The organism is Streptomyces sp. NPDC053079, from assembly GCF_044546695.1.
GTDB lineage: Bacteria > Actinomycetota > Actinomycetes > Streptomycetales > Streptomycetaceae > Streptomyces.
This window is the reverse complement of the sequence record NZ_JBITZJ010000001.1, coordinates 1,429,683-1,454,207: the sequence shown is the minus strand read 5'-3', so window position 1 is coordinate 1,454,207 and position 24,525 is coordinate 1,429,683. Positions and strand designations below refer to the sequence as shown.

The following is a 24,525-nucleotide window of genomic DNA, read 5'->3' as shown; positions in this document are numbered from 1 at the left end:
GTGTCTCGTGCCGGGCGGCGTCGTACGAAGTTCTACGACACCAGAACAGCCCCCTCTCCGCGGCGAGCTGCGGCTGTGGCTGCGGCGTGTCACGCGTGACTCCCGGCGAGTTTCTGCTCGTGCTGTGGTCTGTGGTCCCGTCGGGGAAGCAGGAACGGGGTCGCCAGGGCAAGGAGGCCGGCGATCGCGATCGCGGTGCGGGGGTCGGTGAGGCCGGCGAGGAGCCCCCAGAGGGCGGTCACCGCCGCAGTGGTGAGCTTGCCGGTGACCGACCAGGCGGACAGGGTGCGGGCGACGCGGTCCGCCGGGATCTGTTCGAGTCGGTAGGTCGCGAAGAGCGGGTTGAACACGCCGATGCAGGTGATCAGGCCGAGCTCGACGGCGACGACGAGCACCAGCCCCGCGGTGCCGGGGCGCACGAAGGCCAGTCCCAGCGGCCAGCACGCGCGCAGCGCCCCGGCGATGAGCATGACCTTGTGCCGGTCGAACCGCGCGACCAATCGGCGGGACAGCCGTGAGCCGATGAGGCCGCCGACGCACGGGAGCCCGAACGCGAGGCCGTACTGCCAGGGGGCGAACCCGAGATCGCCGAGCATCAGGACGACGAGCAGCGGTGCGGCCGCCATGATCAGGCCGTTGACCAGGATCGTGTTGAAGAACAGGGGACGCAGGGTCGGGTGGGCCAGGATGTACCGCCACCCTTCCAGCAGGTCGCCGGGGCGGAGCCGTCGTGCGTCGGTTCGCGCGGGGATCGGCTCACTGTCTCCGATCGCGCGGATTCCGGCTGCCGAGAGCAGGTAGCTGAGCGCATCGACCACCACGGTCGCCACGGGGCCGATCAGTCCGATCGCGGCCGTGCCGAGCGGCGGTCCGAGCGCGGTGGCGGTCCAGGTCGTGGACTCGAACCTTCCGTTCGCGACGAGCAGGTCCTCGGGCGGTACGAGGGCTTTCAGGCAGGCGCCGCTCGCCGCAGTGAAGGCGATGTCGGCCGCGGCGACGACGACCGACACGACCAGCAGCTGGACGAAACCGAGCCGGCCGAGCGCGAACGCGGCGGGGACGCTCATCAGGGCCACGCATCGGGTCAGGTCCATCGCGACCATCACCGGCCGCTTTCGGCGGAACTCCACCCACGGGCCGAGCGGCACCGCCGCCACCGCCCCCACCGCCGGCCCTGCGGCCGCCAGCACCGCCACCTGTGTCGGCCCGGCGTGCAGCACCAGGACCGCGATCAGGGCGAACGCGTCGAACGCGAGCCATGTGCCGAACGCGCTCACCCCGTACGCCGCCCACAGCCACCCGAACTGCCGACCCAGCGGTCTCCTGGCCACCACCACGCCCCAGCACCCCCACCCTCGCCGGCCTACCGCGGACAACCTCACGTTGACCTGCGAGATTAAAGCGAGCAGCAGACCGGGGGATCAAACAACTACTCCGACGGCGGGCAACAACCATCGGTTGTGCATTAGGGTCGCTCGACGTGGATCTCAATGCCGTGCGCACCTTCGCCGCCGTCGCGGACACGGGCCAGTTCCGGCACGCCGCCGTCGATCTGTCGATCACCCAGCAGGCCGTCTCCAAGCGCATCGCCGCGCTGGAGAAGGATCTCGGTGTGCGGCTGTTCGTCCGCACCGCGCACGGAGCCCAGCTCACCATCGACGGCCAGGTGTTCCTGCCCCACGCCCGCGCTCTCCTGCAGGCGGAGGAACGGGCGGCCGCCTCCGTACGGCCCGGCACTCGCGCGTTGCGCGTCGACGTGATCGGCCGCCGGGCCGCGCCGGCAGGCCTGCTGCGCGACTTCCATCGCGCGCACCCCGACGTCGAGCTCGAGGTCGTGACCCTCTTCGACGCCGACGCGGCCGTCGCCGCCGTCCACTCCGGCACGATCGACGCCTCCTTCCGCGCGGTCACCCCGCCCGGGCAGCGGCTCCCCGACGGAGTCAACGCCACCCGGGCCTTCGACGAACCCCTCCAGCTCGTCACGGGGGCGGCCCACGAGTTCGCCCCCGCCCGCGCGGTCACCCCCGCCCAGCTCGCCGGGCACCGGATCTGGATGCCCGGCAACGTTCCCGGAACCGAGTGGACCGCCTACTACGACGACCTCGCCGCCGCGTTCGGGTTCACCATCGAGGTGACCGGCCCCAACTTCGGACCCGACGCCCTCCTCGACACCATTGCCGACTCCTCAACGCTGGCGACCTTCCTGAGCGAGCAGACCCCTCTCGTCTGGCCCGTGGGCTACGACCTGAGGCGCATCCCCCTGCGTGACCCCACCCCGGTCTACCCGCACTCGCTGCTCTGGCACGCCGACAACCAGCACCCCGCCCTCACGGCACTCCGCAACCATCTCGCCTCCGCACGACCGGACCGTGACGACGCCGACGTCTGGGTGCCGCGGTGGGCTCAGCGTTCCGACAGCTCCGACGGGGCCTCCTGAACCGTCCAACCGTTGCCGTCCGGGTCCTCGAAGGACATGAAGGAGTTCCAGGTCCCGCCCTTGCCGTCCTCCCAGCCCGTCGCGCCGACGTGGCGGATCGGGGTGACGTCCACGCCCCGGCCCACCAGCTCCTCCCGGGCCGCCTCGATGTCCGTGACACAGAGCTGAAGGCCCTTGAGCGTGCCGGGGGCCATCACCTTCGTACCGGGCAGCGCGGGCATCCCCTGGAGCATCGCGATCGAACACCGCGAGCCGGGCGGGGTCATCTGGATGATGCGCATGCCGGGGGCGACCTCGTCGTCGAGGTCGAGCTTGAAGCCGGCCTTGTCGGCGTAGAACTCCTTCGCCCGGTCCATGTCACTGACAGGGACCGGGATGACTTCGAGCGTCCAGTTCACGGTGAGCCTCCTCAGAAAACGCCGATGGGCTTGACCTGACCACCGCTGACCCAACCACCGTCGCCCACGAATGAGCCCTCGCGCACGTCGAAACGCCAGTGCGGGACTGACGATGTCCGATGGCCGCCAGCGCGGGCTGCCTCGACTGATCACGATTGCGGCATGACGACATCACACACCACCGACTCCATGACCGTGCTGACCAAGATGTACGCGGCGGAGGCGACGTACCTGGCGGCCGGGGGCCCGGGGCGGGCCTCGTTCGAGTTGCTCGCCCCGTTCTTCGCACCCGACGTCGTACTGCATCAAGCCGACGCTCTGCCTTACGGCGGTACCTGGAGCGGGCACGCGGGGATCGAACGTTTCTTCCTCACCATGAGTCAGGTCTGGGAATCCTTCGACATGGCCGAGCAGGACTTCCTCGCCACCGGCGAGACCGCAGTGGTGCTCACCCAGGTCCGCGCCCGTGCCCGGGCCACCGGCCGTGAGCTCGCCTTCCCCATCCTGCAGACGATCAAGGTCAAGGACGACCGGATCGTCGAGGTCCGTCCCTTCTACTGGGACACGGCGGCGATCGCCGCCGCCTGCGCGGCATCAAGCTGACCGACCCACCGCGCCATGAGCGATCTTCGGACAGGTTCGCCCGCTCTCGACTCTCCGTACGCCTCCGCACGCATTGAAGTAACCATAAGTAACTGCGATACGGCACGCGTATCCGCGGTATGCCAGAGGAGTGGACGACCGGTCGTACGGTCGCGTCCTGCCAACGGTGGTGTGAGGGCGGCCGACGCCTACGGTGGCACCGGCCGGGGCCAGGTCACGGGTGGTGCCGGCGGTGCCGCGGGCAAGGGTGGAAACAACGGCGCAAGTGGAGGCGGCGCCTGCGGCAGCGGTACCGGACGCCGCCAGGGAGCGGACGGCCACGCGGGCGGAACGGGCAGCGGCGGCACATCCGGCACCGCCGGCGGCGACGGCGCCGTCCTCATCGAGGAAACCAGCCAGCCCGTACCGGCACCCAAGAGGCCAAGGACCCGGCAGTCCGAGAGGAGCTGAACGGAAGGCCTCCGTGCGCAGCACTCTTCGCGTCCCCGCCGGAAAGTACCTCAGCGCCTCACGTCCGGCGCCCCGGCGTCTTCCCGGCTGACGGCGGCCTCTCTCCACACACTGAAGGAGCCACACGGACAAAGACGGCTCAAGCCGATGGGCGCGGCAAGGTACCGGGAGGGCGGCGACCCCGCACTTCGGGCGTGGCGCCGTTAGGGCAGACGGAGGCATCGACCGGTCGAGAGCCGGCCTTGGTCGTTTCGGGTGACATGGCCCCGGGCAGCGTAGAGCCTGCCTACAAAAAGCCACATGTCCATGTTATGCGGATATGATATGCATCATGGTCAAGCCTGGACAGCCGCGGCTCCGTCGCCCCCACGGCCGGTGGTCCCCTGTCCAGCTGTCCCCGGTGATCCTGACCGTGGTCATCGCCAGCCTGGCGTACTCCACGCCCCCGGACATGGCCTTCAGCCGCATCCTGCCCGCGGCCCCGGCCCTCGCGGCCGCCATGTGGCCCGTGCTTCCCACCGTGCTGCTGGGAACGGTCTGCTTTCTGCTCATGATCGGCCTCAGCCTCGTGTTCCCCGGCCTGGGGGCCTGGTACACGGTGGCGGGCATCGTCGCGGTCACCGTGGCGGCCGCCTACGGAAGTCACGTCCGGCTCCAGCGGGAGCAGGCCCTCTTCCAGGTCCGGCTCGTCGCCGACGCGGCGCAGAAGGTGGTCCTGAGCCCGATGCCGCGCTGCTTCGGGGGCATCGAGATCGAGGCGCTGTACCTCGCGGCCGCCAAGGAGGCCCGTATCGGCGGCGACTTCTACGAGGTGGCCGATACGCAGTTCGGGGCCCGGTTGCTCATCGGCGATGTGCGGGGCAAGGGCCTGCCGGCGGTGGGAGCGGCCGCGGCCGTGGTCAACTCCTTCCGGGAAGCGGCCTACGACGAGCCCGATCTGGGCGGCATTGCACGCCGTCTGGAGGCCAGCAGCACCCGTTACAACGCCGCGTTTCCCCCTGAGGATCTGATGGAGCGCTTCACCACCGCGGTTCTCGTCGAGATCCCGTACGAGGGCGGCTCCGTCAGGATCCTCAATTGCGGGCATCCACCGCCGCTGCTCCTGGAGCGGGAGGGGATCCGGATCCTGAATCCCACCTCTCCCTCGCCACTCCTCAACCTCGCGGACCTGATCGGCGACCACTACAGCATCGACACCTTCGACTTCGCCCGCGGCGACCAGTTGCTCCTCTACACCGACGGAGTCACCGAGGCCCGCGGGCGCAATGGCGAGTTCTTCCCCCTGGCGGACTGGATGGCGAGGCAAACCCCGGCGCGGCCCCGCGAACTCCTCGACAGGCTCCACCGCGACCTCCTCCTCTACAGCGACAAAGGTCTTGACGACGACATCGCCGCCCTTTCCGTGCGCTTGCGTGAAATTCCGGACCCGATGGACAGCCAGCGGGCGCAGTCCGTGTAGACGATTGCGGCCGGGCGACGAGGCCCCCGCTGACGGACTTGAGCGCCGAAGGCACGGCGCATCCGCCCTCCGGGCGATGGCCTCCCAGCAGACGCGCGTCTCCGTCCCGCCCTCGTAACCGCCCTCGGATCGTCCTGCCCGAGGGCCTCGAACCGCACTTCGCCGTACCGCCGGTAATCATCTACGCGCAATGCGTCATCAATCACTGCGGCGCTTTGCGTGATTCATACCCCTGCGCAGACAGTCGCAATGCCTGACTCGACCTCAATTGCCCTCCACAAGTCTTCCTTGGCTGCGCCCAACGAAATTCCCAAGGAAGGTGATCAAGGGTGATAGCGCCAGCACGCTACGCGATGTACACAAGCGGAGCACCTGGCTCCACAGTAAAGATCTCACCAAGCCAACCCCCTTGAAATCAGGGATGATTGGAATAGACCTTTACCGGCCGCGCACACAACTCACCGCCCTCTAAAGGGATTTGACTCACCCCGCTTACCGCGCCCATCCCCCTCCCCTGGATCATGCACTCAATTTCACCTCCTTAAACAATCTGTCTGACGGCCCGTCTGCTCTGGCACACTTCCGGCCACCCACAACTCCCCCCACGGAAATGAGGTGTGGCTTTGTCCGGTCGTAGAAGACATGCACAGGAACGAAGACGAAAACGCGGCATGCTCGTCGTCGCGGTCGCCGTCGCAGTCGGAGCGCTCGCCGGGACGGCGGCGCTCGGTGGCGTCTTCGACCACGAGCCCTCGAAGCCGGCGGTCGCCGCCGCGCAGACGACGGCCGACGGTCCGACCCCGGCTCCGGCCCCCGCGCACGACAAGGCACCGGAACCGGTGACCCGAATACCCGACGACGACCGTGAGCGCGGCTTGGTCTACAAGGGCCTCAAGCCCGCACCCAAGGGCGACCATTGCGCCGGTGTCCTGCGGACCACCGACGGTCGGTGTACGCACGGGCCCGACAAGCCGCCCAAGGGCGTGGACATCAGCAAGGACACCCCGCCCGCAGCGAAGACACAGGACACGGCCGAGACCCCGAGCAGCCCGGACGACGGGAAGCCGTCCGAGGCCAAGCCGTCCCAGGGGAAGCCGTCCGCCGGCACGACGGCCTCCGTCGACGCCCGCCAGGCCGGCACCGCGGCGGCCAAGAAGCCGCCCGCGGCCCCGAAGCCCGACCCCGCCTCCGGCAAGGCGGCCGGGCCGTCCGGCCAGACGGTGCAGTGCGACGGCGACGGCACCACCGGCAACCGCGTCCAGGTCGTGTACGTACACAGCCCCGGCAACGACCGGTACGCCGAGTACCTGGCCTCGTTCCGCAAGTGGGCCGCCGACGCGGACACCATCTACTTCGCCAGCGCACAGGAGACCGGCGGCGTACGGCACATCCGGTACGTGACCGGCGCCGACTGCACGCCGACGGTGCTCAACGTCGAGGTGCCGGACTCCGCCCTGGCGGAGTTCAGCGCGACGAACTCGGCGCTCGCGGCGAAGGGTTTCGACCGGCGCGACCGCAAGTACATGATCTTCGCGGACGCCAAGGTCTACTGCGGCATCGGCACCTTCAACGGCGACGAGCGCCCGGGCCCCAGCAATCTCAGCAACTTCGGTCCGTCGTACGGTCGTACGGACGCCGGATGCTGGGGCGGCTCCACCGCCGCGCACGAGCTCGGGCACAACCTCGGAGCGGTGAACAACAGCGCGCCCAACACCAGTCGCGCCGCGCACTGCACCGACGAGTGGGACGTCATGTGCTACTCGGACGCGCCGTACTACCCCACGATGCGCAACGTCTGCACCGAGCGCGGCCACGACGAGCGCCTCGACTGCAACCACGACGACTACTTCCACACCAGTCCAAAGCCGGGAAGTTATCTGGCCACGCACTGGAACGTAGCGAACAACCAGTTTCTGATGACGGGCGGCGGCACCAAGCCGGACCCCGGCCCGAACCCCTCCCCCACCCCCACCCCGACGCCGAAGCCGACCGGCAGCACCGGTCCGTCGTCGGGCCCCGTCCCGGTCGTCGGGCAGCTGACGTCCGACTCGGTCGTGCTCAGCTGGCCCGCGGCACCCTCCGCGGCCTGGTACCAGCTGCTGCTCAACGGCAGCCACCTGGCCTGGGTCCAGCCGAACTCGGCGCGGATCTACAACCTGCGGCCCGACACCGACTACACGGTCGCCGTCGCGGTCCGCGACCAGGCAGGTCGCGACGCCAAGCCCGGCCGTACGGTGTCGTTCCACACCCCGGCCGTCGGCAGCACCACCGCCAAGCCCGGCGCGCGGTACACGCTGACCAACGGACAGAGTGGACTCGCGGCCGAGGTCTGGGGCGGCAAGTCCGCTGACGGCACGGTCCTGGTCGGCAACCAGTCCAACGGCCTCACCCTCCAGCAGTGGTACCTGGACGACGCCGGCGGCGGTGCCCTGCGGCTGCGCTCGGCCGCGTCCGGCAAGTGCCTGCAGATCGCCGGGGCCGCCGGCCCCGGCCAGTGGGTCTCCCAGCAGACCTGCTCCGGCAACGCCGCCCAGCAGTGGCAACTGAGCAAGTCCGGCAGTGGCTTGCGCCTCACGGCCAAGAACAGCTCCCTCGTCCTGGGCGTGAGCAAGCGGCCGTACTACGGGGCCTGGCTGCTCGAGCTCCAGAACCCGGACAGCTCCGGCTACCAGGCCTGGACCCTGCAGAAGACCGCCTGACCCACCGCCTGACCCACCACGGTGGCCGGGGCCGCCCCCGCGCGGCCCCGGCCACCCCCTCCCCCTCACACCGGAGCCACTCCCTCATGCCCGATCGCCGCTTCACGGCAGCGGCCGCCACGCTCGCGGGCCTGCTCGTCCTGGGACCCGCCGCCACGGCGTACGCCCACGGCGACACCATCCACCTGACCGTGACGGGCGTGTCCGCCGGCCACCCCACCACCAAGGCGACCTGGGAGGACGACGGCCACCCCGTGAACGAGAAGGTCGCCGGCACCCTCACCGCCACCTCGGACGACGGCACCACGCTCGGCCCCTGGCGGTTCGTACCGGTGCCCGGCCAGCCCGGGACCTTCACAACCGTCGAGGCACTGCCCGCCGGCCACTGGACCATCACGGCCCAGACGGCCTTCCCGGCACTCGGCCGCACCGAGCACCAGGCCGAGGTGACCGCCGCGGACGCGGCGGGCCCCACGGGTGCGCCGGCCGGACCGCCCACCGCCGCCGCGGCAGCGGCGCCTTCGGCCAAGGCCACGCACACAGCACCTGCCGAGTCGGAAGCGGCCGCTTCCGACTCCGACGGCGGATCGGCTCCCGGCGCGGTGACTCTCGGCGTCACCGCCCTGGCGATCGCCGCCGTCGGCGTATCCGTCGCGTTCCTGCTGCGCCGCCGTCGCGGCCGTCGCAGCGCCTGAACGCCCGACTCCTGAACGACAAAAGGAAACCCCCCATGAGCAGATTCCGTTTGGCGGCCCGCATACCGGGCCGCAGGAAGACCCTCCTCTCCACCATGGCCGCCGTCCTCTCCGGCGGACTCATGCTGGGCTCCGCCCCCCAGGCCCAGGCCGCCGTCAGCGGCACGATCGTCGGCGGGCAGGGCAACTTCAGCACCGTCAACCAGCGGTCCCAGCCGTCCCTGTCCTCCAGCATCACCGGCACCTCACGGGTCGGCGACCGCATCTCGATGTCCTGCCGCACCACCGGCGACGTCGTCGAGAACAACTCCCGCTGGATCTGGTCCGGCACCTTCTACGTCGCCGACGCCTTCATCCGGGAGGACACCGGCGGACTGCCGGTCTGCGGCTCCAGTCAGCCCGCCGGACAGAAGCTCCTGAACATCGGCATGCAGAAGCAGGTCCGGGACCAGTGGTGCTGGGACGCCTCCGGCCTGACCATCGCCAACTACTGGGGCTACACCCAGTACAACCAGTACGACTTCTGCCGCCTGGCCGCCCAGAACAACGGCGGTCTGGACTGCAACAACCAGCCCGCCACGCTCGGCGACATGGCCAACGGTCTGCGCAACATGGGCTTCCGCAACAGCGGCACCGACCTGTGGCGCAACGCCTCCTTCAGCGAGACGCAGAGCGAGATCGCGAACGGGCGGCCGTTCGCCGTCCGCATCGGCTGGACCTCCGGCGGCGGCCACATGAACGTCATCTACGGCTACGACAGCACCAGCAACATGGTCGCGGTCGGCGACCCCTGGCCCAGCACCCAGACGTACACCTGGTGGAACTACTCCGCCTACTCCGGAAACAACTCCTTCCGGTGGACCCACTCGCGCATCGGCATCCAGGGCTAGAGGAGACGACCCACCATGCACCGTACGACCAGGCGCACCGCCACCCTCCTCGCGGCCGCTGCCGCCGCCATCCTCTGCGGAACCGTTCCCGCACAGGCCGCCGGCGACCCCACCGTGCCGGCCGCGCCCGCCACGACCGATTACGACACCGCCCAGCAGGTGCTGCGTTCCGGCCCGGTCCACGACACCGTCTCCCGCTTCCTGACGGCCGCCGAACAGCGCACCCCGGCCGCCGGGGCGGACGGCGGCACCTCCGCCGCCCCCCGCGGTCTCGCGAAGGCCCCCGCCGCGGCGCCCGGCTTCGACCTCAAGAAGCCGGTCCCCCTCTACGAGCTCGCCCCCGAGTTCGTCACCGGCAAGACCAAGCCCACCGCCGGGTCCGCCCTGCGGCTGTCCTACCTCGCCTCACGCGTCTCGGCCGCCAACGGTCACCAGGCCGCGGTGCTGCTCGCCCCCGGGAAGGGCGGCGGCGACCGCACCTGGCAGTTGGCCGGCATCCGCGACGGCGACGCCGACATCAGCGCCGCCGAGCGCGGCACGGACCGGGCGCAGACCTTCATGGAGCCGCAGATCCACGCCTGGTACCGGCTGACCGGCAGCGGCTCCGTCGAGCCGCTCAACAAGGAGGCCCGCGTGGCCCTCCAGGACAAGCCTCGCGTCACCCTCGCCGCGTACCAGCAGCTCGTCACCAAGCGCTACGGCGACAAGCTCCCCGGCTCGGCCTACGACCGCAAGGGCCTCGCCGGCGGCTACAACCAGGCCGAGAGCCAGACCCGGTCCCAGCCCCAGGCCGAGGAACGGGCCGCGACCGCCACCGCCCTCCCCTGGCTCCCCGCCGCCTCCGGCGCGGCCGCCCTGGCGGCCTCGGGTGCGACGGTCCTCCACCTGCGGCGTCGGCGCCGCTCGGCCTGATCCCGCCCCCCTCCCCGGCACCGCATGCCCGGCGCTCCGGCCCCCCGAAGCGGGGACCCGGACCGGGGGGGGGGGGGGGGGGGGGGGGGGCGCCCCCCCCGGCCCCCCCCGCCCCCCCCCGGCCCCCCCCGCCGCCCCCCCCCCCCCCCCCCCCCCCCCCCCCCCGCCCCCCCCCCCCCCCCCCCGCGGGCCCCGGGCCCGCCCGCCGGCGGCCCCCCCCCCCCCCCCCCCCCCCCCCCCCCCCCCCCCCCCCACGGCCCTGGTAAGGACAGTAGAAGTTGCCGCTGCGGCAGCTTCAAGTCGCGGATGTGCCGGGTCACGCCCGCTGAGGGGAAACGGGCACCTTCCCGGTCGCCGTCACCGTCGCCGTCGTCGTGTCGTACTGGGAGGCCTGGAGCTCGTAGAGATCCCGGTAGTGGCCGTCCTCGACGGCCATGAGCTCCTGGTGGGTGCCCGACTCGATCAGCCGGCCGTGGTGCAGGACGTAGATCATGTCCGCGGAGGCGGTGGCGGCGAGGCGGTGCGTGATGAGCAGGACCGAGGTGACGCCGTCGTCGGTGAGCTCGCGCAGCGACTCGAACATGTCGATCTCCGCCCGTGGGTCGAGCGCGGCGGTCGGCTCGTCCACGATGTTCAGCTCCCGGCGCCGGTAGACGGCCCGCGCGACGCCGACGCGCTGCCACTGTCCGCCGGAGAGTTTCACGCCCCGCTCGAAGCCCTTCATGGCGATCGAGTCCCACTGGTGCGGCAGCTCCTCGACGACCGTGCGGACGGCCGCCCGCTCGGCGGCCGCCTCGACGTTCTTCTGGACCATCGGCTTGGTGCCGTCGCCGATGTGGATGTTGGCCTTCACCGTCATCGGCCATGCCTGCACGTTCTGCGACAGCAGCGCGACCTTGTCGAAGACCGTCTCCCGGTCGGCGTCCCCGATGTCGACGCCGTTGTAGAGGATGCGGCCCCACGTCGGCAGGTACAGCCCGGCCACCAGGGCGGACAGCGTGGTCTTGCCGGAGCCGTTCTCCCCCACCAGGGCCACGACCTTGCCCGGCGGGATCGTCAGCGACACCCCCTTCAGGGCGTCGGTGTCCGCTCCCGGGTACCGGAACGTCACGTCCTCAAGGACCACCTCGACACCGGTCCCCGTCACCGGGGCGCCGCCGGTGGGGATGGCGTGCCGACTGCCGAGGCTGATCGACTCGTTCATGTCGGTCAGGTACAGCGACTCCTCGAACATGTAGTTCAGCTGGCTGACGACCGTGTTGAGGTAGCCAGTGGCATTGCGGATGGCGAAGACGGCCGTACCGGCGGCGGCCAGCGGCATGCCCCCGGCCACCAGCAGCCACCACAGCAACCCGTAGGCGAGCACCCGCGCGACCCCGGCCATCGACGCCGCGAGGAGTTCGGTTCCGGCCTCCGCCCTGGCCAGGCGCTCCTTCTCCCCGGCCGCCGTGCGGCCCATGTCCTGCGAGGCGTTGACCAGGACCCTCCCGGCCCCGTGGACACGCAGTTCCGGCGTGGAGTCGGCCCGGGTGATCGGGTAGGTGATCACGTCCACGGCGCGGGTGTGGTCGATCCACACGTGTCGCGAGGCGTACGCGCGGCGCATGACGACGACCGCGCCCCACCACCGGGGGGCCGCGATGAGCGCGAGCGCGGCGACGAGGAGCGGGTGGAGCGAGCCAAGGACGACGGCGGCGGCCGCGAGGCTCATCAGCCCGCTGATGACCCATACCGAGTGGGACAGCATGCGGCGCACCGAGTTGGTGCCGTAGCGGCCCATGGCGAGCTTGCGGTGGATGTCCTTGTCCTCCATGGCGGACATCTCGACCCGCGACATCATGTCGTAGTACGCGGTCGTGCAGGCGAGCTCGATCTTCGGATAGAGGCGTCCCTCGACCTTCACGATCAGGCAGCCGAGCAGCACCGAGCCGCTGGAGGCCGCGCCGCCGGTCAGCAGGGCGGGCAGCGCGTCCCACAACTTGTCCGTGGTCGGCCCGTTGGAGAAGAGCGCGACGAGGACGCCGTTGATGGAGACGAGCAGGAACGCGGTCATGACGCCGGAAGCGAGCTGCGCGCCGAGGAGGACGACGAGGGCGCGCGGGTCCTCACGCCAGGCGACGCGGGCGATCACGGTGAGCATGGCGGGGAACTGCTTGGCCATGGACCAGAAGCTCATGCGCAGCAGCGGGTCCTCGTACTGCGCCCATGCCTTGTCGTGGCGGAGGGTGCCGCTGAAGAGGAGCTGTTCGCTGGAGGAGATGGACGGCTGACTGGCGGTCGGTTTTCGGAGCAATTTCATCGCGCCTCCGGGGGGATGGTGGGGTGGGGGTACGTGCTGGGCATGTCGGGCAGCACGTGGCCGGCGCGGGTGAGCGATCTCTGCCTCCGCCGGCCCGGTGCTGCGGGGGTCATGCGCCCGAGGCGCCGGCGGCATCGGCCGGCGCGGCTCCCTCCTGTGAACGGAAGGGAGTCTCCTTGAACGGACGGGAGTTGGAACGCGCCGCATCCTTCCGCTCGCCGAGCGTGATCGCCAGAGGTCACAGCGCCGGCGAGCGCCCTCTGCCGATGGGGTATCGCCCCTCGCGCCTACGCGCCCCACGGCACTGACGTACGCCGCCTCACCGGCGCTGGCGTATCGTTCACCCCTCGCGCAGGCCCGCCCCGCCGGGCTTCGACCGCCCGGTCGCCGCACCCTTCGTCCACTCCTGCACCGGGCACCAGTCCATCGCCTCGATCCACTCCGTCCAGGGCAGCCGGGCTCAACCACGTCAGCCCTGAACAGCACCCTGCCTCACGGCTTTACGACCTGCCGTCCCGCTCCTCGGCGTGGAAGTACCAGCCGGCCACCGGCGCCCCGTCCGCGTCGGCCTCGTCCGGGACGTAGGCCGTACGTAGATCCCGTAGCCGAACGCCCATCTCGTCCGCGACCCCTCGGGCCCACCGATGACTCGACGGACCCGAGGGGTCGGGGAGGGGATGGGCGTTCGGCTACGGCAGGATCTCCAGCTGCACCGCGCTCCGGGTGCCCTGGAGGCCGGAAGCAAGGCAGTCCGTGGGCAGTTGGCGGGGCGGCGAGGCCACGGTCCGGCGTACGAAGTGGCCTTTACCGCGTCCCTCGGTGACCCGGCCCGATTGCACAGCGGACAGGACGCCTGCGGCTCGGGCGATGGTGGCATCGTCGATGACGATCACCGACCGGCCGCCGTCGGCGTAGCGGACGGTTTCGGTGCCGCTGGCGCTGCTCAGTGAGAAGCAGGATGCCGCCGGCGCGACGGAGTCCCATGAGCCTGTCGCCGGGGTGGTGCGGCCGGGGGCGGTGGTGCAGGTGTAGCGCACGTCCGCGTGGTTGCGGGTTTCCCGGGGTGCGAGGGTGAGCGGTGGCTCGTAGCGGCTGTGGGAGTTGCCCGTGCAGGTGACGGCCTCGTACCCCCCTGTCCCGGCTTGGCCGGCCGGCGCCCACACCAGCGACAAGACCATCAGCGCCAGGGACCCCAGCGTCACCGTCGTACCGCGCCTGCTCAACACATGCCCCTCCAGCAAGTCGTCTGCTTGACGAGACGTGACTACCCTGCGTCACCTCGACTGATCCGACATCTCCTGGCGACTCCCGGCGTCTAGAAGTGAACCACCGGCGCACGCCTGCCTCAGTGCCCCGCCGGACACGCCTGTCCTCCCGGCGGGCCGCTTGGCACCCGGAACGGGCCGGGTAGAAAGCGCCGGACGAAAGCTCGTCGAGCGGGAGCATGAACCGAGCAGGAGGAATTCCGAGTGAGCCGTACGACCGACACCGCTGCCACCGCCGCGAGAGTGCGCGTGTTCGCCATGATGGACGCCGACGGGGACCGGGTCGTCACGCGGCACGACTACCTCTCCCGTATCGACCGGACCGTTGTGGCCACGGGGCGCACGGAGGACGATCCGCTCGTGGTCGCCGCCCGCGCGGAAGGCCTCAAGGCCTGGGGCGAGATGGACGCGGACGGCGACGGGAGGCTGACCTTCGACGAGTACAACGCATGGGTGGGCGCCGACAAGTTCGACAACATCTGCCGGTTCGCGCTCGGCGCGCTCTTCGACCTCGCCGACGCGGACGGGGACGGGGCCCTGGACAAGGCCGAGTTCACCACGCTGCGCACCGCACTGAACAACCCGCCGGGGAACGCCGCCGCCGCGTTCGACGCGCTGGACGCCGACGGCGACGGCCGGGTCGGCCGCGACGCGTACCTCGCATCGATCCGCGCCTACATCGTTGGTGACAGTTCCCCGATGGGCGAGGCGCTGTACTGAGGAGGCCGCCGGGATGCCGCGACTGCGGCGACACGGCGGAGCCTGTCATCCGGCTGGAGCGCAGGGAGGGCTGCCCAAGGAGCAGGTGACGCCTTCTGTGTCCGTATAGGGGTCCTCATGGCAAACCTCGGGCGCCTTGCCAGTGATTACGCAAGCCTGGTCGACTCGTCACTTAATGGGAGGGTCGTGACGTTCGATCCGTTTCCTTCTGTCGCTGTCGGTGGTCTCCTTGGCTTGGTTGCGTCGCGGGCCGGGGTGTCCGGTGCCGTCAGGTATTGGGGAGGAACCAGGAATGCTGCGATCGGTGATCAGACGTGTATGGCGGCCCGTGGTCGCGGCTGTGGCGGGTACGTGTGCCTTCGTGGGCATGACAGCGCCCGCCCCGGCGTCCACGCAGCCACAGCAGGCCCAGGCCGCCGCCTCGGGCTACCTGAATCTGCATCAGTGCGTGTACTACTCGTCCTCGGCCACCAACCACTTCACGACCGTGGTGCCGAGCAGCGACGGACGGTTCGCCACAGGGACGAACGTCTCCACTACCGCCGACACCCAGCCGTCCTGCGGTTCGGGGGACGGGAACTACACACTCATCCCCCTCCTGTCGGGCGTCAAAGCACTGAACCTCGCTTCGGGGCGCTACCTGAACCTGCATCAGTGCGTGTACTACTCGTCCTCGGCGAACAATCACTTCACGACCGTGGTGACGGGCGGCGACGGACGGTTCGCCACGGGGACGAACGTCTCCAACACGGCAGACACGCAAGCATCGTGCGGCCAGGGGGACGGGAACTACTCGCTCATCCCCCTCCTGTCGGGCGTCAAGGCACTCGACCTCACGTCGGGCAGCTACGCGAACCTGCACCAGTGCGTGTACTACTCGTCCTCGGCCACCGACCACTTCACGACCTTGGTGACGGGCGGCGACGGACGGTTCGCCACGGGGACGAAGGTCTCCGGCACGGCAGACACACAGGCATCGTGCGGTTCGGGCGACGGGAACTTCTCGCTCGTCCCCCTCTTGTCAGGAGTCAAGGCACTCTCGGTGGCCTGAGGAACTGGGCCGCTGGTTCCGGTGCCGCTGCTGCCGCGACACCGGAACCATCCGCTGACCATCCTCCGCCGCTACTCAGTGGCAGAGGAGCAGGCTCACGTCACTGGTCGGCTCCAGGATCGAGGCACCTGCGGCCTCAGCCTCCGGCGCATCGGCCGCGGCCAGGATCTGAAGATCAAGAAGTATCGTTTCCACGACTCCACCCCATCCTCAATGAGCCACCTGTTGGCCCCGGCCACGCCCAGCCGACGCTCACAGGCAGCACTGCATCGGTCGCCTCATCCACGGATACCAGCAGGCGCCGAGCGTCAACAGGCGCACTTGACCAGCGCTTGGCCCGTACCAACCGCGCACAAGAGCAGACCTCGGCCAAGCAGCACACACTGCCGCACCGGCTGCTGTGGAGTGCGGTGATGTCAGTGCCGCCGGTTAGCCTGCGCGCGTGATCGAGACTACTGGCGAAGACCGTCGCTTCCCGCCCGCCCTGGCCGATGTGGCCCGGGTCGAGTTCGCCTACGGGGACGAGGGCGAGGGCGTCGACTTCGAGCCGTACGACGCCTTCGACTCCGCCGAGGAGATCACCCACTGGTTCCGCTGCTGGACCGGCAACCACGAGCTCGACGGGGACGCCTACCGGGTCTTCGGGCAGGACGGCAGCGGCGGCCTCGCCGCCATCTGGCGCGCGCGGCCGGGGCGGCCCCTCGCCGAGCAGCCCGTCGTGTTCATGGGCTCGGAAGGCGAGCGCGGCGTGGTGGCCGGGAACCTCTCCGACTTCCTGTGGGTACTCGCCGACGGCTTCGGCCCCCGGGAGGCCGCCCTCCACGACGAGCGCGAGGCCCGTCCGGGCGCCGTTCTGACCGAGATAGCCGAGCGGCATGCGACCACTCCGCGCCGGCCCGCCCGGGAGATCATCACCGCGGCCCGGGCGGAGTTCCCGACGTTCGACGAAGACATCGACGAACTCTGCCGCTGAGGTGGGCAAGGGCAAGCGGCTCGCGGCGTGGGACTGATGGTGCGCCATCGCGTCAGCGGGACGTAAGCGGCGCGTGAGTGGAACATCAGCGGGCGTTTCCATACTGGTGATCACACCGGCACAGCCCCGCAGATCGCGCCATCCATCGGAGTGCAGTCCATGCGTACCCATCGAATTCGCACCGCCGCCCTCACCGCCACCACGACTGCCGCCGCGCTGACCTCCGTCGTATGAAATCCCGGACCACGGCCCTCGAGAACGCCCAAGCGGTCGTGATCGGAGGGGGCATCGCCGGACTGCTGACGGCGCGGGTGCTCTCCGGCCACGTCGCCCGCGTCGTGGTGGTGGAGCAGGACCGATTACCGGAAGGGCCCGTGCCACGGCGCGGTGTGCCGCAGTCCACGCATGTGCACGGCCTCGGGGTGCGGGGCCTGCGGACCATCGAAGGCATGCTGCCGGGGTTCACGGACGAACTGACCGGCGCGGGCGCCCCCTTGCTGGACCTCGCCGCGGACCTCGCGATGCGCAATCCCTACGGCTGGGCGGCGGTCTTCCCCTCGGGGCTGGGCTTCGTGTGCGCCGGCCGCCCCCTGGTGGAGTGGACGGTCCGGCGCATGGTCCGCTCCGCGTCCAACGTCGCCTTCCGCGAGGGGACCCGGGTCACGGGCCTCGTCGGGGACGCGACGACCGTCACCGGCGTGCGGGTGAGGACGCTGGGGAGCCCGGACGACGACCCGGTGCCCCTGCCCGCCGACCTCGTCGTCGACGCGTCCGGCCGGGGTTCCGCCGTGGACCGCTGGCTGGAGCGGCTCGGCTGTGCACCCCCGCCGAAGGAGATCATCGACCCTCACATCGGGTACGCGAGCCGTCTCTACCGCGTGCCGGAGGACCACCGGGCGTCGTGGCGGTCGTGCTACATCCAGGGCGGCCCGCCCGGCCCGCTCCGCAGCGGCGTCCTGGCCCCCGTGGAGGGCGGCCGGTGGATCGTCACGCTGAGCGGCAGCGGCGCGGACCGCCCCACCACCCGGGAAGAGGACTTCCTGCCGTACGCCCGCGGTCTGGCCGATCCGCTCATCGCGGAGGCGATAGCCCACGCGGAACCGCTGACCGACGTCTCGGGCAGCCACGCGACCAGCAACCGTCGCCGGCTGATCCGGCCCGGGGCACGCCGGCCCGGCAATCTGCTGCTCACCGGCGACGCCCTGTGCTGCTTCAACCCCGTGTACGGGCAGGGCATGACCGCGGCCGCCCTGGGAGCCGTCCTGCTCGGCGAATGCCTTTCCGAGCCCGCCGGGCTCAGCAGTGTCTCCGACCGGTACCACCGCCGACTCGCCGCCCTCACCAGCACCTTCTGGGACATGGCCGCGACGGCCGACAACCTGCTGCCCGGCACCGACGGCACGCCCCCCACCCGGTCCCAGCGCCTGGCCGCCCGCTACCTGGGCCGGGTACAGGCCGCCGGCACCCGCGACCCGCGGGTCCACATGGCCTTTCTCGAGGTTCTCCATTCGTTGCGCCCCCCGACGAGCCTGTTCGCACCCCGCACCGTGATCCGGACCCTGCTCCCCCGGGGCACGGGACGGACCGTGCCGCAGGCCCGCCCGGCGCTGACCGCGCCCGGCAACACACCGGACCGACTTCGCTGAGGACGTGCAAGATGCTCGATCAGTCCCTGCAGATACCGGTGCCGCACCTGCGGTGCCCCTTCCCCCCTGCCATCCACCCGGCCGCCGAGCGCCTGGAGGACTCGGCGATCGCGTGGATGCGGCGGTTCGGCTTCATCCGCGACGAGGTCGAGGAGAAGGCCGCCCGGGCCGCCCGGTTCGGGCGGCTGGCCGCATTGACGTACCCGTACGCGAGCTTCGAGGGCGCCCAGCTGGCCTGCGACTGGATGATCTGGCTGTTCCTCCAGGACGACGAGTACATGGAACGCGCCGCCGAGGACGGTCGGCTCCTGGACTGTGCGCGGCACACCCTGCGCTGTCTACGGGTCCTGCACGACCCCGGCGCCCCGCCGGGCGACGACCCCTATATCCGCGCCCTGCACGACCTGTGCGAGCGGACCGGACGCCACGCGGGGCCGGAGCACTTCCAGAGGTTCCTCTCCGGTCTGCACGAGTACTTCACCGGGGCGGGAGCCGAGGTCGTCTACCTCTCCCGCCGCGCCATACCCTCGCTGGAGGAGTACATCGCGCTCCGTGAATCCAGCATCGGCCTGCGCTCCGTGATGTTCGTGCTCCTGGAGACCGCGGGCGGCTTCCCGCTGCCCGGCCCCCGGTGGAGCGAGCCGGAGCTCCAGGCACTCGCCCACTCGGCGAGCCGGGTGAACTCCTGGATCAACGACATCCTCTCCGGGCTCCGCGAACTGCACTGGCCGGGAGCCATCAACCTGATCACCGTCCTGGCACAGCACCACGGCTGCACCACCGAAGAGGCGATCGGACGAGCCGTCGCCTACCACGACCGGGAACTCGCCGACTTCCAGGAGCTGAGCGCACGGCTCCGGCAGACCTGCGACGACCCGCGGATCGGGCGCTACCTCGACGCACTGGCCGCGTGGACCCGCGGCAACCAGGACTGGAGCCTGACCTGCGGCCGGTACCACGTGGAGAGCCCGGACCTCGGCGTGACCGGCCCGCAGCAGTTCGGCGAATGACGGGGAACGGACGGCGAGAGGAACACGTCATGCCCGCGACTTCCCCCGGACCGGCGGCGCCGGACGCCTCCTGTCCTCCCCGGGACCTGCCGACTCTCACCGGCTACCGCTTCGTCCTGGCCTTCGTGGTGCTCGTCTGCCACGTGGCCTTCATCTCCTCCGTGTACCGCGACAAGACACTCCACGACCTCCTCGGCCTCACCCTCCCCCTGGCCACCGGAGCGGTCGCTTCCTTCTTCCTGCTCAGCGGCTTCATCCTGACGTGGTCGGCCCCCCGGCACGAGCCCAAGCGCCGGTTCTGGCGGCGCAGGTTCTGGAAGATCGTGCCCAATCACGCGGTCGCGTGGCTGATCGCCGTGGTGTTCCTCATGACCACGGCCGGAACGACGGGCATGCTGGCCACCCCCACCGATGTCGACCCGGCGCCGGCCCTGGCGAACCTCGTCCTGATCCAGAACTGGGTGCCGGACGAGACCTATTACGTGGGCCCCAACGTCCCCGCATGGTCCATCTCGTGCGAAGCGTTCTTCTACCTGCTCTTCCCCTTCCTCCTGACGGCCGCCCGCCGCATCGCCGCGCCGCACCTGTGGCGGTGGTGGGGTGCGGTCGCCGCGGCGATCCCCCTCATGGCCCTCGCGAGCCTGCTCGTCAGCGGGCCGACGCTCTACGACTGGCTGCCCCTCAACGGCACCCAGCTCTGGTTCGTCTACGCGTTCCCGCCGGTCAGGGTGCTGGAGTTCACCCTGGGCATCCTCACGGCCCGGCTGGTGCAGGAGGGCCGCTGGATCGAGCTGCGACGCCCGGTGCTCATCGGACTTCCCGTGGTCGCGTTCGCCCTCGTCCCCGTGCTGCCCGCGACCTTCGTCTTCGGCGCCGCGCTGTGCGTACCGCTGGCGCTGGTCATCCCCACGCTGGCCATGAAGGACATCGCGGCACGCAGGTCCGTCCTGCGGCATCCGCGCCTGGTCGCCCTCGGGCAGTCCTCGTACGCCCTGTACATCATCCACTACCCCATCATCATGATCACGCGTCATGTCGTGGGGCCCGACCGGAAGTTCGGGGCGCTGGAGGGCACACTGCTGGTCCTCGCCATCGTGGCACTGTCCCTGCTCGCTTCCCATCTGCTGTACCGGTACTGCGAGGCACCGCTCATGCGCCGGTACGCACGGCCCCGTCCCGCACCGCTTGCCACACCGGCACCCGTACCCGCACCCGCAGGAGACCCCTATGCCCCGACGCGCTGAGAGCCCCGTCCTCCCGCCGGCCCCCGGCGCCCTCCCGGGCCTCGGTCACGTCCTTCCCCTGCTGCGAGCCCCGCTGCCCTTCATCACCTCCCTGTCGGCCCTCGGCGACGTGGTCAAAGTGCGCATCGCCCACATGCCCGCCTACGTGGTCACCGATCCGGAGCTGGTGCGGCGGGTCCTGGTCACCAGCGACCACGACTTCACACAGGGCCGCGTCTACGAGAAGCTCGCCCAGTTCCTCGGCGAGGGGGTCGGAACGGCCTCCGGACGCAAGCACCGCAGGCTGCGCAGGCTGATCCAGCCGGCCTTCCACCGCGACCGCATCGCGGAGTACGCCGACACGATGCGGGCCGCCGCCGAGAGCACGGTCGCCGGCTGGCGGCCCGGGCAGCGGATCCGGGTCGACAGCGCCATGAACGACATGGCTCTGAAGGCCGTGACGGCATGTCTGTTCGCCACGGAGATGACCCCGCGCGCCTCAGCCGAGTTCAGGGAGAGCATCCTCACCCTCTTCCACGGCGCGGTCCTGCGCACCCTGCTGCCCACGGCGTGGGAGAAGCTCCCCACCCCCGGCAACCGCCGCTACCGCCGCGCGATCACGGCGGCGAACAGGGTCATCGACGAGACGATCACCCTCTACCGCGCCCCCGGGCCGCGGCGCAACGACATGCTGACCCTGCTGCTGGACTCCCGCGACGACGACGGGGACGCCCTCACCGACCAGCAGATACGCGATCAGGTGATCACTTTCCTGTTCGCCGGCGTCGAGACGACGGGCGCGACCGTGGCCTGGGCCCTCCACGAGCTCGGACGCCACCCCGAGGCGGAGAAGCGGCTGCACGAAGAACTCGATGCCGTCCTTGGCGGCCGCCCCCCGACCTGGCAGGACCTCTGCGCCCTGCCCTACACCGGCCGGGTCGTCACCGAGACCCTGCGGCTGCACGCACCCTGGCTCATCCTGCGCCGCACCCTGCATCCGGTGCGGCTGGGCGATGTCACGCTCCCCGAGGGCGCCGAAGTCGTCTACAGCCCCTACGGCCTCCAGCGCGACCCGCGGCACTTCCCCGACCCCGAGCGCTTCGACCCGGACCGCTGGCTCCCCGAACGCAACGCGGCCGGCCCCCGGGGTGCGTACGTCCCGTTCGGGGCGGGCGTTCACCAGTGCATCGGCGACGCCTTCGCCCTGACGGAGATCACCATCGCCCTGGCCGTCATCTGCTCCCACTGGCGCATGCGCCCCCGGCCGGGCGTCCCCGTACGAGAAGTCGCGGCGGCCACCACCCACCCCAAGGGCCTGACGATGACCGCCGAGCCGCGTTTCCCCTGACACCGGCCCCTGGCTAGCGCGTGTGGAGGATGGTGCGGAGTTGCGCCGCCCAGGCACGCGGGTGAGTGGTGTTGCCGTTGTGTCCGCCCGGAAAGGGGATGACCGGCTGGCCGATCAGCGCTTCCAGGCGGTGGGCGGCCTGGTAGGTCGAAGACCGTCGTCGGCGTGGTGCGGCCGGCGGCCGCCAGGGTGCGGGTCGTGGTGGAACCGAGGTGGTCGCGGCAGCCGCGGTCGGCGCGCAGGGCGGTGAACTCGGCGGTGATGAAGTGGGCGAAGTCGGCCCGGCGCTGCTCGTCCATGGGCTGCGCGGTCAGATCGGGTTCGGCGTCGGGTCGGGCGGGGGCTGCCCCGCTGATGTTTCGAGGTTCGGGAGTCTGCGCGAGAGAGCCACTCGCAATGGCGCACGGCACGGCGCTCCCGTAACCCTCTCGCCGTCCGGCCGGGGTACAGGCAGGCCTTTCCGTCACAGCGCAGCGAGGGTCCCGCCCAGCTCTGGTGGCTGATGACGGGGCCGTATCGGTGCTCAGCACCTCGCCCCGGTAGGAGATCTGTGTGCGCTGACTGAGGCCGCCGCCCCGGACGGTGGATTCGTAGGACAGCGTTCCGGTGTGGTTCTCCTCGCCCTGGCGCAGCTCTATTCGCCCCCCGGCAACGGTCTGCGCCAGAGGCGGAACAAGCCCCTCCATGATCATTTGTGGCCAGTTCAGGCCTCACGCCACCACCCCCTGTGGCCGCTACATTCACCCCTAGCCAGACACACGACCAGAGGGAAACAGACCACGATGCGCCCCATAGGACCCGTCAGCCGCATCGGCAGATCACTCATGGCGGTGACCGCCCAGGCGGCCGCCGTAGCGGTCACCGCCATGGGCCTTGCCGCCTCACCGGCTGCTGCAGCACCCACCAACACGACGGCGCCCCAGCCCGGCGACACCTGTACGGCGGCCGACCTCGGCACACGCCACCCGTACATCAAGACCACCGAAGTGTCCCCGACGATCACCCACTTCAAGGGCTGGTACGTCACCGAGGGCACAACCGGCAACCAGAACGTCAGCACCAGCACCCAGACGACCATCTCGGTCTCCGTCGGCCTCAACGGCAATGTCGAGGGCGGTTTCGCCGTCGAGACCCTCGGCAAGGTCGGCGCGAGCCTGGGCCTGAACGTGAAGGTCGACTACACCTCCACCAGCACCGAGTCGAATACGGTCACGTGGAACTTCAACCAGCCCGGCTACTACGGCGCCTACAAGGGCACCAAGAAGGTCACCGGCACATACGGAAGCCTGAACTGCAACCGCGTCCAACAGGGCGACGGCAGTTGGATGTTGAAGTGGATCGAGGGGCCGGACGGCGGCAACTTCACCACCTACACCACCCTCGAGGAAGGCGCGGTGCGCTGCCAGGACACGGTGCCCGCAGGCAGCATCATGGCCAAGGCACAAAGCCTCCTCGACTGCGGCTCGGCCGCCGCGAAGGCCGAGCACCCGGCGGGTGCGGTGGCGCCGACGGCGAAGCAGAAGCGGGACCGCCTCGTGCAGCGCCCGGCTCTCACCAGCGGCACGTCCGCCGAACAGCCCAAGACCACCGGGCGTAGCGCGCGGGCCGCTCTCGACTGCCAGGCCGGCGCCTACAAGATCGCCGTACCCGGCAAGCCCCTGTCCTGGGGCGCGCCGCTCCTGGCGTCCGACGGTGTCCGCCTGCGACCCTCGACGATCTTCAGCGCCCACCTGGACAACTGGCGCCTGTGCAACGTGACGGAGCGCAACGGGGTCCTTGAGGCGTCCCTGTGGAACTGGGGCAACGGCGGGTGCGCGACCATCGCCGCGCAGAACGCGGCCACCGATCGTGCGGTCCTGATGACGGCCCCCTGCGCGGAGGACGACCTCCAGCGGTTCTACATCTACCGCGACGTACCCGGCAGCTCGAAGATCGGTGTGCAGAACAAGTACACCGGCTCCATGATGGGCCACGACCGGTACGCGGACGGGGAGTTCATACGCCAGTACTCCAGCGGCAGGCAGGACGGTACGGGTACGTACACCCTGATCGGAGTCTGACGGCCCACACCCCCGTGAGCGGCCCCGCACGTGAACCCCGACCTCCCGGTTCGGTGCGGGGCCCTCCGCGTCCCTACTCCGAGCCCGGCCTTGGGGACCATTGGAGCAGCCGACACCTCGTTGCCCGACAACGCACTCGCCTGATGAACGCCCGGGATCACCCATCCGTCGTGACGGGGGTGCTCGATCGTGCCGAGGCGCCACAGTGGGCCGAAGCGGGCGAAGAGGTACACGCCGGCTGTCTCGTGCCGCACGTCCATCGCGGCAGCGTCCCAGGCCTCGGCGCTGCGGTACACACCCCCCTGGTCACCTAGGCTGCCGGACGAGGCGGTGCGCCGCCTGGCCGCCACAAACTCCTGTCCGCGTACGACTCGCTCCAGGCCGGCT

Annotated in this window: 19 protein-coding genes; 15 read left to right on the top strand and 4 right to left on the bottom strand. The window is 70.5% G+C overall.

Going from position 1 to position 24,525, the window contains the following annotated elements:
• Positions 1-89: 89 nt before the first annotated feature.
• Positions 90-1,334: an MFS transporter gene (locus ACIGXW_RS06085; RefSeq protein WP_399570840.1), complete on the bottom strand. Its 1,245-nt coding sequence runs from the start codon at positions 1,332-1,334 to the stop codon at positions 90-92.
• Between the two features lie 146 nt (positions 1,335-1,480).
• On the opposite strand from ACIGXW_RS06085, the gene ACIGXW_RS06080 reads away from it, so the two are divergent.
• Positions 1,481-2,437 (top strand): LysR family transcriptional regulator, encoded by a 957-nt coding sequence (locus ACIGXW_RS06080; protein WP_399570299.1) that lies wholly within the window; start codon positions 1,481-1,483, stop codon positions 2,435-2,437.
• Here the strand turns inward: ACIGXW_RS06080 and ACIGXW_RS06075 are convergent.
• Positions 2,404-2,835 carry a VOC family protein gene (locus tag ACIGXW_RS06075; protein WP_399570296.1) on the bottom strand — a complete coding sequence of 144 codons (432 nt, stop codon included), beginning with the start codon at positions 2,833-2,835 and terminating at the stop codon, positions 2,404-2,406. The two genes, ACIGXW_RS06080 and ACIGXW_RS06075, sit on opposite strands and share 34 nt — an antisense overlap.
• A 162-nt stretch (positions 2,836-2,997) precedes the next feature.
• Between ACIGXW_RS06075 and ACIGXW_RS06070 the strand changes: the two genes are divergently transcribed.
• From ACIGXW_RS06070 to ACIGXW_RS06045, 6 genes are all read left to right on the top strand, one after another.
• Positions 2,998-3,438, top strand: coding sequence for a nuclear transport factor 2 family protein (locus tag ACIGXW_RS06070; protein WP_071967266.1), 441 nt, complete (start codon positions 2,998-3,000; stop codon positions 3,436-3,438).
• A gap of 781 nt (positions 3,439-4,219) precedes the next feature.
• The gene (locus tag ACIGXW_RS06065) at positions 4,220-5,347 is read left to right on the top strand and encodes a PP2C family protein-serine/threonine phosphatase (RefSeq protein WP_399570293.1); all 1,128 of its coding nucleotides are present in this window, start codon (positions 4,220-4,222) and stop codon (positions 5,345-5,347) included.
• Positions 5,348-6,018: 671 nt separating this feature from the next.
• Complete coding sequence (locus ACIGXW_RS06060) at positions 6,019-8,046, top strand: RICIN domain-containing protein (protein ID WP_399570291.1); 2,028 nt, start codon at positions 6,019-6,021, stop codon at positions 8,044-8,046.
• An 86-nt stretch (positions 8,047-8,132) separates the two neighbouring features.
• Complete coding sequence (locus ACIGXW_RS06055) at positions 8,133-8,741, top strand: hypothetical protein (protein WP_071967250.1); 609 nt, start codon at positions 8,133-8,135, stop codon at positions 8,739-8,741.
• A gap of 35 nt (positions 8,742-8,776) precedes the next feature.
• Positions 8,777-9,631: a papain-like cysteine protease family protein gene (locus tag ACIGXW_RS06050; RefSeq protein ID WP_399570288.1), complete on the top strand. Its 855-nt coding sequence runs from the start codon at positions 8,777-8,779 to the stop codon at positions 9,629-9,631.
• 15 nt (positions 9,632-9,646) lie between these two features.
• The gene (locus ACIGXW_RS06045) at positions 9,647-10,543 is read left to right on the top strand and encodes a hypothetical protein (protein ID WP_399570286.1); all 897 of its coding nucleotides are present in this window, start codon (positions 9,647-9,649) and stop codon (positions 10,541-10,543) included.
• 316 nt (positions 10,544-10,859) lie between these two features.
• On the opposite strand, the gene ACIGXW_RS06040 is transcribed toward ACIGXW_RS06045, so the two are convergent.
• Together ACIGXW_RS06040 and ACIGXW_RS06035 are read right to left on the bottom strand one after the other, a co-directional pair.
• Positions 10,860-12,842, bottom strand: coding sequence for an ATP-binding cassette domain-containing protein (locus ACIGXW_RS06040; RefSeq protein ID WP_399570283.1), 1,983 nt, complete (start codon positions 12,840-12,842; stop codon positions 10,860-10,862).
• Between the two features lie 689 nt (positions 12,843-13,531).
• Entirely contained in the window at positions 13,532-14,065 is a 534-nt protein-coding gene (locus tag ACIGXW_RS06035) for a hypothetical protein (RefSeq protein WP_399570281.1), read from the bottom strand.
• 246 nt (positions 14,066-14,311) lie between these two features.
• Between ACIGXW_RS06035 and ACIGXW_RS06030 the strand changes: the two genes are divergently transcribed.
• From ACIGXW_RS06030 to ACIGXW_RS05995, 8 genes are all read left to right on the top strand, one after another.
• Positions 14,312-14,827 carry an EF-hand domain-containing protein gene (locus tag ACIGXW_RS06030; RefSeq protein ID WP_399570278.1) on the top strand — a complete coding sequence of 172 codons (516 nt, stop codon included), beginning with the start codon at positions 14,312-14,314 and terminating at the stop codon, positions 14,825-14,827.
• Between the two features lie 367 nt (positions 14,828-15,194).
• A complete protein-coding gene (locus tag ACIGXW_RS06025) occupies positions 15,195-15,878 on the top strand; it encodes a hypothetical protein (RefSeq protein ID WP_399570275.1) in 684 nt (227 codons plus the stop codon).
• A gap of 442 nt (positions 15,879-16,320) precedes the next feature.
• A complete protein-coding gene (locus tag ACIGXW_RS06020) occupies positions 16,321-16,851 on the top strand; it encodes an SMI1/KNR4 family protein (protein WP_399570273.1) in 531 nt (176 codons plus the stop codon).
• 230 nt (positions 16,852-17,081) lie between these two features.
• The gene (locus ACIGXW_RS06015) at positions 17,082-18,497 is read left to right on the top strand and encodes an FAD-dependent oxidoreductase (RefSeq protein WP_399570270.1); all 1,416 of its coding nucleotides are present in this window, start codon (positions 17,082-17,084) and stop codon (positions 18,495-18,497) included.
• An 11-nt stretch (positions 18,498-18,508) separates the two neighbouring features.
• The gene (locus ACIGXW_RS06010) at positions 18,509-19,507 is read left to right on the top strand and encodes a hypothetical protein (protein WP_399570267.1); all 999 of its coding nucleotides are present in this window, start codon (positions 18,509-18,511) and stop codon (positions 19,505-19,507) included.
• 29 nt (positions 19,508-19,536) lie between these two features.
• A complete protein-coding gene (locus tag ACIGXW_RS06005; RefSeq protein ID WP_399570265.1) occupies positions 19,537-20,751 on the top strand; it encodes an acyltransferase family protein in 1,215 nt (404 codons plus the stop codon).
• Positions 20,735-22,078 carry a cytochrome P450 gene (locus ACIGXW_RS06000; RefSeq protein ID WP_399570263.1) on the top strand — a complete coding sequence of 448 codons (1,344 nt, stop codon included), beginning with the start codon at positions 20,735-20,737 and terminating at the stop codon, positions 22,076-22,078. The genes ACIGXW_RS06005 and ACIGXW_RS06000 overlap by 17 nt, the downstream gene beginning before the upstream one ends.
• Before the next feature lie 782 nt (positions 22,079-22,860).
• A complete protein-coding gene (locus ACIGXW_RS05995) occupies positions 22,861-24,138 on the top strand; it encodes a hypothetical protein (RefSeq protein WP_399570260.1) in 1,278 nt (425 codons plus the stop codon).
• Positions 24,139-24,525: the final 387 nt, after the last annotated feature.